General features: G+C 65.9%; 10 protein-coding genes. 9 read left to right on the top strand and 1 reads right to left on the bottom strand.

Translation table 11 applies throughout. The features are described from left to right. Positions 1-268: trimethylamine methyltransferase family protein (locus tag EOA33_RS16035; RefSeq protein WP_190234285.1), on the top strand; the 268-nt coding region annotated here is incomplete at its 5' end. 187 nt (positions 269-455) lie between these two features. Beyond that, complete coding sequence (locus EOA33_RS16030) at positions 456-863, top strand: DUF3168 domain-containing protein (RefSeq protein ID WP_126055769.1); 408 nt, start codon at positions 456-458, stop codon at positions 861-863. Positions 864-872: 9 nt separating this feature from the next. Here the strand turns inward: EOA33_RS16030 and EOA33_RS16025 are convergent, their stop codons facing one another. Further along, entirely contained in the window at positions 873-1,259 is a 387-nt protein-coding gene (locus EOA33_RS16025; protein ID WP_126055768.1) for an ester cyclase, read from the bottom strand. Positions 1,260-1,496: 237 nt separating this feature from the next. Here EOA33_RS16025 and EOA33_RS16020 point away from each other — a divergent pair, with 237 nt between their 5' ends. The 7 genes from EOA33_RS16020 to EOA33_RS15990 all read left to right on the top strand — a co-directional run. After that, positions 1,497-1,796 (top strand): hypothetical protein, encoded by a 300-nt coding sequence (locus EOA33_RS16020; protein ID WP_126055767.1) that lies wholly within the window; start codon positions 1,497-1,499, stop codon positions 1,794-1,796. 70 nt (positions 1,797-1,866) lie between these two features. After that, positions 1,867-2,532, top strand: coding sequence for a response regulator transcription factor (locus EOA33_RS16015; RefSeq protein WP_126055766.1), 666 nt, complete (start codon positions 1,867-1,869; stop codon positions 2,530-2,532). Further along, positions 2,516-3,952 carry an ATP-binding protein gene (locus EOA33_RS16010; protein WP_126055765.1) on the top strand — a complete coding sequence of 479 codons (1,437 nt, stop codon included), beginning with the start codon at positions 2,516-2,518 and terminating at the stop codon, positions 3,950-3,952. The genes EOA33_RS16015 and EOA33_RS16010 overlap by 17 nt, the downstream gene beginning before the upstream one ends. 175 nt (positions 3,953-4,127) lie before the next feature. Beyond that, the gene (locus EOA33_RS16005) at positions 4,128-4,565 is read left to right on the top strand and encodes an RT0821/Lpp0805 family surface protein (protein ID WP_127406040.1); all 438 of its coding nucleotides are present in this window, start codon (positions 4,128-4,130) and stop codon (positions 4,563-4,565) included. Positions 4,566-4,687: 122 nt separating this feature from the next. Beyond that, on the top strand, positions 4,688-5,821 hold the full coding sequence (gene ccmI, locus EOA33_RS16000; RefSeq protein ID WP_127406039.1) for a c-type cytochrome biogenesis protein CcmI: 1,134 nt from the start codon (positions 4,688-4,690) through the stop codon (positions 5,819-5,821). 3 nt (positions 5,822-5,824) lie between these two features. Then, the gene (gene ccmE / locus EOA33_RS15995; protein WP_126055762.1) at positions 5,825-6,268 is read left to right on the top strand and encodes a cytochrome c maturation protein CcmE; all 444 of its coding nucleotides are present in this window, start codon (positions 5,825-5,827) and stop codon (positions 6,266-6,268) included. Continuing rightward, a partial coding sequence (locus EOA33_RS15990; RefSeq protein WP_145989163.1) for a heme lyase CcmF/NrfE family subunit occupies positions 6,268-8,218 on the top strand: 1,951 nt, incomplete at its 3' end. The genes ccmE and EOA33_RS15990, both read left to right, overlap by 1 nt.

Genomic DNA, 8,218 nt, shown 5'->3' with positions numbered 1-8,218 from the left:
GGTGCAACCGGGCGGCCATTTCTTCTCCGCCGGTCACACCATGGCGCGCTACCGCACCGCCTTCTACGAGCCGCTGGTCGCCGACTGGTCGAACTTCGGCAACTGGACGCAGGCCGGTTCGAAGAGCGCCACCGAGCGCGCTACCGGCATCTGGAAGCGGCTGCTCGCCGACTTCCAGCCGCCGGCTTCGGCCGCCGCCTCGGCCGGCGTGCTCGACGAGTTCATCGCCCGACGCACCGAGGAGGGCGGCGCTGCGCCGGTGTCTTGACGGAGATCAGTCCAGCCTTGCGGAATGGCCGCAAGGCGACCGGCATTCCTGACGCCAGGCCATTCATCATCCGGACAGGAAGTATCATGCAGTCTGGCGCGGGTCTTGCGACGCGGCTACGCTGCATGTGAAGACTTTTGGCGGCGCAAGGGATTGTCCAAGGCGTGACTGGCGAGCGGAGACGACGATGACGGCGCCCGACGATTTGCTGCAGGCCTTGTTCCAGAGATTGAAGAGTGACGCGAAGCTGACGGCGCTGCTGGGTGGCGCCGGCCTGCTCGAGCGGGCAACCGAGAACGCTGCCTTCCCCTATGTGACATGCGGCCACACCAGCGCCTTCAACCAGGACACCGGCGCCGACAACGACGCCGATCAGCTTGTCACGCTGCATGTCTGGTCGAAGGCCCAAGGCGAGGCTGAAACGCGCCTCATCATGAATCGCATCGAGGCGCGCCTTGCGGGAGCGGCGCTGTCCATCGGTCCGCGCGGGCAAACACGCCTGTCGCTGGAGTTCGCCGAGGCTCGCTACGACGAGGACCTTGCGGTCCATCATGGATTGCTGCGCTTCCGCGCCGTCACGCGGGAAGACGCCTGACGGATCGCATTAAAGCTGAGCCGCGATCTCGGCCTTGTCGATGACCGACCAGACCTCGCATATGTGCGCATCGCGAAATTCGTAGAACACGTTCTCGGCGAAGCTGACCCGCTTGCCGTTCACGGGCAATCCGAACAACCTGCCTTTGGGGGTGCAGTCGAAATGCAGGCGGGCAGCCACGCGCGGCGGCTCGCAAACCAGGAGTTCGATGCTGAAACGGAGATCGGGAATGGCCTGGAAATCGCCTTCGAGCATGCGGCGATAGCCCGACAGTCCCACCGTTTCGCCATTGTACTGCACCGCCTCGCCGACGAACCGGCCTAGATTGGCCCAGTCCTGGGCGTTGAGACACGCGATGTAGCCTCGGTAAAGTTCGGCAAGTTGTTCACGTCGCATAGCGTGCTCCTCTGGTCGTCGGGCCTTCGTATCCTAGCTAGGGAAAGGCGGAAGTTCCGCATCCGAAAACAATAGCCGTGACGGCGGTTTTCCGGTTATGAGCCCGGCACCGGGCCTGAGGGGGGAACGGCAGATCGCAATGCTCGGCTTTGCGGCTCAGGGGGTGTTTGCAGGCATGGTTTTTCAGGCGGTTACCGTTCATTTCACGTTCAGCACCGATGCGTTACAACGCCTGTCATGAAAACGCTTCGCACCCATCTCCGAACCGCGATGCTGGCGCTCGCAGCAGCCGGTCTGCTCGCGTCGCAGGCGATGTCGGCTCCGGCCATCGCGCCTGACGACACGCAGCCCTTCGTGGTCGCGGCGTCGGACTGCTATGCGATCGGCCAGCAGGTGGCGGCGCAGAATGGCGGCACGCTGGCCAAGGCCTCGCAGGCGACGCGTGGCGGCCAGGCGGTCTGCGTCATCGTCGTGCTGGTGCCCGGCAAGGATGGGCAGCGCCCGCGCCGCACCGAGATCGTCGTTCCGCTGAATTGATATCGAAGTTTCCCAAGCTGTTGGAATCGCAGTATATCTGCGCTGAACGTCAAGAGGTTTGAACTCCGGCATGCGTGTGCTCGTCGTCGAAGATGACAAGGATCTCAACCGACAGGTGTCGGATGCGCTGATCGATGCCGGCTATGTCGTTGACCGCGCCTTCGATGGCGAGGAAGGGCATTTCCTCGGCGACACCGAGCCCTACGACGCCGTCGTCCTTGATATCGGCCTGCCGCAAATGGACGGTATCAGCGTGGTCGAGCGCTGGCGCCGCGGCGGCCGCAAGATGCCGGTGCTGATCCTCACCGCGCGCGACCGCTGGAGCGACAAGGTGGCCGGCATCGACGCCGGTGCCGACGACTATGTCACCAAGCCCTTCCACATTGAGGAAGTGCTGGCGCGGGTCAGGGCGCTGATCCGGCGCGCCGCCGGCCATGCCTCGTCGGAACTGACCTGCGGGCCGCTGCGCCTCGACACCAAGGCCTCGAAGGCCGATGTCGACGGCGTGCCGTTGAAGCTGACCTCGCACGAATTTCGCCTGCTTGCCTACCTGATGCACCACATGGGCGAGGTGGTGTCGCGCACCGAGCTGGTCGAACACCTTTACGACCAGGATTTCGACCGCGATTCCAACACCATCGAGGTCTTCGTCGGCCGGTTGCGCAAGAAAATGGGCATCGACATGATCGAAACCGTGCGCGGCATGGGCTACCGCATGCGTGAGCCGGAGGCGTAAGGCGGAACCGCTCGCTACAATCGCAAGGAAACCTTTTTCGGCTCGGCTATGGCCGCGCTCGCTGGCTTTCCGCGTCATTGCTTTCTCGACCATCTGGGCGATCCTGACCCTGGTCGTCATCTTCACCCTCATCACCACGCTTTACCGCCAGGCGAGCGAGCGCGGTTTCGACAGCCTCTTGTCGGCGCATCTGTTCAATCTGATCGGCTCGGTCGGCATTTCCGAAAATGGGGCGCTCACCGGCGCGCCGGATCTTGGCGACCTGCGCTTTTCCGAGCCGAATTCCGGCTGGTACTGGTCGGTGGAGCCGGCCTCCGAGGGCGTCCATGGCGAGATCCATTCCTCCTCAATGACGACGTCCGTCCTGTCGCCTTCCGTCGCCGAGGTTCCGTTCAACGCGAACTTCCAGCGCAGCTACTCGACCGAAGGCATCAAGGGCGAGGAGCTCGAAGTGTTCGAGAGCGAGTTCGTCCTCGACGCCAAGAACCGCGCCGCGCGCTTCCGCGTTATGGGCAACCATACCGAACTGGAGCAGGAGATCGCCAGCTTCCAGCGCCGGCTGCTCACCTATCTGTCGCTGTTCGGCGTCGGCATGATCGCCATCAACGCCATCGCCATCCTGATCGGCCTGCAGCCCTTGCGCCGGGTGCGCAACGCGCTGGCCATGGTGCGCGAAGGCACTGCGCAGCGGCTCGATGGCCGCTTCCCGGCCGAGATCGAGCCGCTCGCCAACGAGACCAACGCGCTGATCGAGAACAACAAGCGCATCGTCGAGCGCTCGCGCACGCAGGTCGGCAACCTTGCCCATTCGCTGAAGACGCCGCTCGCGGTGCTCCTCAACGAGGGCCGAGCGCTGGGCGGCGCCAAGGGGCAGCTCATCGCCGAGCAGGCCGCCTCGATGCAGAAGCAGGTCGACCACTATCTGCAGCGGGCGCGCGTCGCCGCACAGCGCGACAGCGTCGTCTACCGCACGCCGGTGGCGCCGCTGGTGCAGCGCATGGTCCGCGTGCTGCAGAAGCTCAAGCCCGAAACCAGTCTCACGCTGTCGCTGCCGGCTACCGAGATCATCTTTGGCGGCGAGCGCGAGGATCTGGAGGAGCTGCTGGGCAACCTCCTCGACAACGCTATGAAATGGGCGAAGCGCGCCGTCGCCGTATCGGTGGCGCCGGTTTCGGGCAAGGACGGCGTCGGCGCAAACCTGTTCGAGATCGCTATCGAGGATGACGGTCCGGGCATTCCCGAGGACAGCGCGCGCGAGGCGCTGAAGCGCGGCCGCCGGCTCGACGAGACCAAGCCCGGCACCGGGCTGGGGCTCGCCATTGTGGCCGACCTCGTCAACGAATATGGCGGCGCACTTGCGCTGGAGCGTTCCGCCATGGGTGGGCTGAAGGCGGTGGTGCGATTGCGGAGCCTTCAGTGATACCTTGCCGGGCCCGGTCGACATCGATGGGCGGCGCATGGTATGCGCCGTTTCGATTGCTTCGTAGGTCGCCGGCCGCGGCCAAATTTCCGACAAATATCAACACTATGGCCACGCCTATTTTCCCGATGGCGCCGCCCCCAGCTCATCCTTCTCGAGAAAACCGGTTGTTGGCATGAAGATTCGCGTCGCGCTCGTTTCCGTACTGCTGGCCGTTTCCGGCTGCACGACGCTGGGTCGCAGCGGCCCTGACGCGAAGCCGTCGCTGGCTGCCGCGCCCCCGGCCGGCGGCAAGGTGGCCACCACCATCATTTCGGCCATGAACGGCGGCCTTGTCGGCGGATCGATCGGCTCCAGCCTTGACGACACCGACAAGCGCAAGGCGCTGGAAGCCGAATACAAGGCGCTCGAATATATGGCGAGCGGCCAGAAGGTGACCTGGAAGAGCGAGAGCACCGGCCATTCCGGCGAAGTCGTCGCCGCCCAGCCTTACCGGGTAGGCTCGCAGGACTGCCGGCAATACACCCACACCGTGTTCACCGGCGCTGCCAGCGCCACGGCGCGCGGCACCGCCTGCCGCAACGGCGACGGCAGCTGGACGCCGCTGACCTGACATTTTGCCCGGTTAGAATCTGTCCGGTTGACGTCGATCAAGGACGGGCGGCGCATTGGCCGCCAAAGCGTCGCAGTGTGCCTGAGTTGGCAGGGCAGGGCTCTGCCGTTATTGGAAGAACCATGCTGTTCTGGGTCATAGCCGCCATCCTCACGCTGGGCGCCAGCCTGGCAGTGCTGCTGCCTTTGGCCGGCGCCGGCAAGGATGAGTCCGGCGCCGGTGATAACGATCTTGAAGTCTATCGCGACCAGCTGTCCGAGCTCGACCGCGACGTGGCGCGCGGCCTGATCCAGCCGGCCGAGGCCGAGGAGGCGCGCGCCGAAATCGGCCGTCGCATCCTGCGCCTGGGTGCCGCGGTTCCGTCAGGCGCGGTCGCGCGGCCTTTGGTCGCGATCAGGCTGGTCGCGACGGTCGCCGTGCTGGCGGTGCCGCTGGTCAGCTGGGGTCTCTATATCAAGCTCGGCTCGCCCGATCTCCCCGCGCAGCCGTTGGCCGAGAGGCTCGCCAAGAATCCCGCCGATTCCTCGGTCGACGAGCTGGTAGCGCGCGCCGAGGCGCATCTTGCCGCCAACCCGTCCGACGGCAGGGGCTGGGACGTGCTGGCGCCGGTCTATCTGCGGCTGCAGCGCTATTCCGACGCGGCGCGAGCCTACCGCAACGCCATCCGCCTCGACGGCGATAGCGCCACGCGCCAGGTAGGTCTGGGCGAGGCGATCGCCAACGCCGCCGGCGGCATCGTCTCGGCCGAGGCTCAAGTTGCCTTCGAGGCGGCGCTGAAGCAGGACCCCGCCAATGCGAAGGCGAGCTTCTACCTGGCGATGGGTCTCGCTCAGGAAGGCCGTGCCGGCGAGGCGACGGCTGCCTGGCAAAAGATGCTGGGTGCGCTGCCGCCGGATTCTCCGTGGCGTGGCGCGGTCGAGCAGGCGCTGGCCGACGCAGCGGGCAAATCCGTCGCAGGGATCGCGCCCGCCAATGGCCCGGACGCGCAAGCGGTCGATGCCGCGCAGCAGATGTCGCCGCAGGACAGGCAGGCGATGATCGAGACCATGGTCGCCGGCCTCGATGAAAAGCTCAGACAAAACCCGCGCGACGTGGAAGGATGGATGCGGCTCATTCGTTCCTATGCGGTGCTGGGCAAGGCCGACCAGGCGCGCGATGCGCTCGGCCGCGCCATTGCCGTCTTTGGCGCCGGGAGCGATGAAGCGAAGAAGTTCACCGCTTTTGCCACCACGCTCGGCCTGATGGCGACGGAGTAGACGATGACACGCAAGCAGAAGCGGCTGTCGGTGATCGTGGCCGGGCTGGCGTTCCTCGCCGCCGCCACCGGTCTCACCTTCTACGCGCTTGGCCAGAAAGCCTCCTATTTCTACATGCCCGGCGATCTCGCCACGGCGACTGTTCAGCCCGGCCAGCGTATCCGGCTGGGCGGGCTGGTCGAAAAGGGCACGATCGTGCGCGGGCAGGGCGCGACGGTCGCCTTCTCGGTGACCGACAAGCAGAAATCGGTCAAGATCAGCTATACCGGTATCCTGCCCGACCTGTTCCGCGAGGAGCAAGGCGTCATCACCGAAGGCAGCTTCGGGCCGGACGGTATCTTCGTCGCCGACAGCGTGCTCGCCAAGCATGACGAGCGCTATATGCCCAAGGAAGTCGCCGATGGGCTGAAAGCCAAGGGCGTCTGGCAGGAGAGCAAGAGCGAATAATGGTCGAAACCGGACATTTCGCGCTCGTCCTGGCCTTTGCGCTGTCATTGGTGCAGATGCTGGTGCCGCTCTATGGCGCGCGCGTCGGCAACCAGAAAATGATGGCGGTTGGCGGTCCGGTGACGGTCACCGGCTTCGCGCTCACCGCGCTGTCCTTCGCCGCGCTGGCCAGCGCCTATGCCGGGTCCGACTTCTCGGTGGCGAGCGTCTGGGAGAACTCGCACTCGCTGCAGCCGCTGATCTACAAGATCACCGGTACCTGGGGCAACCACGAGGGCTCGATGCTGCTCTGGGTGCTGATCCTGACCTTCTTCGGCACGCTCGTCGCCGTGTTCGGTTCAAACCTGCCGGCGACGCTCAGGGCCAATGTGCTCGCCGTGCAAGGGGCGATCGGCTGCGCCTTCTTCCTGTTCATCCTGGCGACGTCCAATCCCTTCATCCGGCTGAACCCGGCGCCGATCGAGGGCCGCGACCTCAACCCTATCCTGCAGGACCTCGGCCTCGCCATCCATCCGCCGCTGCTCTATCTCGGCTATGTCGGCTTCTCGATTTGCTTTTCCTTCTCGGTCGCCGCCCTCATCGAGGGCCGCATCGACGCCTCCTGGGCGCGCTGGGTGCGGCCATGGACGCTGGTCGCCTGGATGTTCCTCACCGGCGGCATCGCCATGGGCTCCTACTGGGCCTATTACGAACTCGGCTGGGGCGGCTTCTGGTTCTGGGATCCGGTCGAGAACGCGTCCTTCATGCCCTGGCTGGCAGGTACGGCGCTGCTCCATTCGGCGATCGTCATGGAGAAGCGCTCGGCGCTGAAGATCTGGACGCTGCTGCTCGCCATCCTCACCTTCTCGCTGTCGCTGCTCGGCACCTTCCTGGTGCGCTCCGGCGTGCTTACCTCGGTGCATGCCTTCGCCACCGACCCGGCGCGCGGCGTCTTCATCCTCTGCATCCTGACGCTGTTCATCGGTGGTTCGCTGGCGCTGTTCGCGCTGCGCGCCTCGAGGCTGACCGCCGGCGGCCTGTTCCATCCGATCTCGCGCGAGGGCGCGCTGGTCCTCAACAATCTGTTCCTCACCACCGCCACGGCCACGGTGCTGGTGGGCACGCTCTATCCGCTGGCGCTGGAAGCCGTCACCGGCGGCAAGATCTCGGTCGGCGCGCCGTTCTTCGACCTGACCTTCGGCCCGTTGATGCTGCCGCTCTTGGCAATCGTGCCGTTCGGGCCGCTGCTTGCCTGGAAGCGCGGCGACGTCCTTGCCGCCGCCCAACGGCTGATGGCCGCCTTCGCGGCAGCGCTCGCCGCCGTGCTGGTGACGGCGCTGTTCATCGACGGCGCGTCGGTGTTCGCCGCGCTTGGCGTCGGTCTCGCCGTCTGGCTGGTCTGCGGCGCGCTCACCGATCTCGCCGTCAAATCGGGTATCGGCAATGTTGCGCCGGCGGTTGCGCTCAGCCGCTTCGCCGGCCTGCCGCGCTCGGTGTTCGGCACCGCGCTCGCCCATCTCGGCCTCGGCCTGACCCTGCTAGGCATCGTCGGGACCATGAGTTTCGGCACCGAGAAGATCCTGACCATGCGCGCCGGCGATACGGTGGAGCTCTCCGGCCATAGGCTCCGCTTCGAGGGTCTCTACCCGGCGCAAGGACCGAACTACAGCGAGGATCGCGGCCGCTTCCTGTTCATCGGCGCCGACGGCAACGCCAAGGGCGAGATCAGCTCGGCCAAGCGCTTCTATCCTGTGCGCCAGATGACGACCACCGAATCCGGCATCAGGACTGTTTGGTTCAGCCAGCTCTATCTGTCGCTTGGCGACGAGGGCAATGACGGCTCCGTCGTCGTTCGGCTGTGGTGGAAGCCGCTGGTGACGCTGATCTGGGGTGGCGCCCTGGTGATGATGGCGGGCGCGGCGATGTCGCTGCTCGACCGCCGCCTGCGCGTCGGTGCGCCGGCGCGCCGCC

Source organism: Mesorhizobium sp. M4A.F.Ca.ET.050.02.1.1 (assembly GCF_003997725.1).
Lineage (GTDB): Bacteria > Pseudomonadota > Alphaproteobacteria > Rhizobiales > Rhizobiaceae > Mesorhizobium.
The sequence above is the reverse complement of the archived record's forward strand: the minus strand, read 5'-3'. Positions and strand labels throughout refer to the sequence as shown.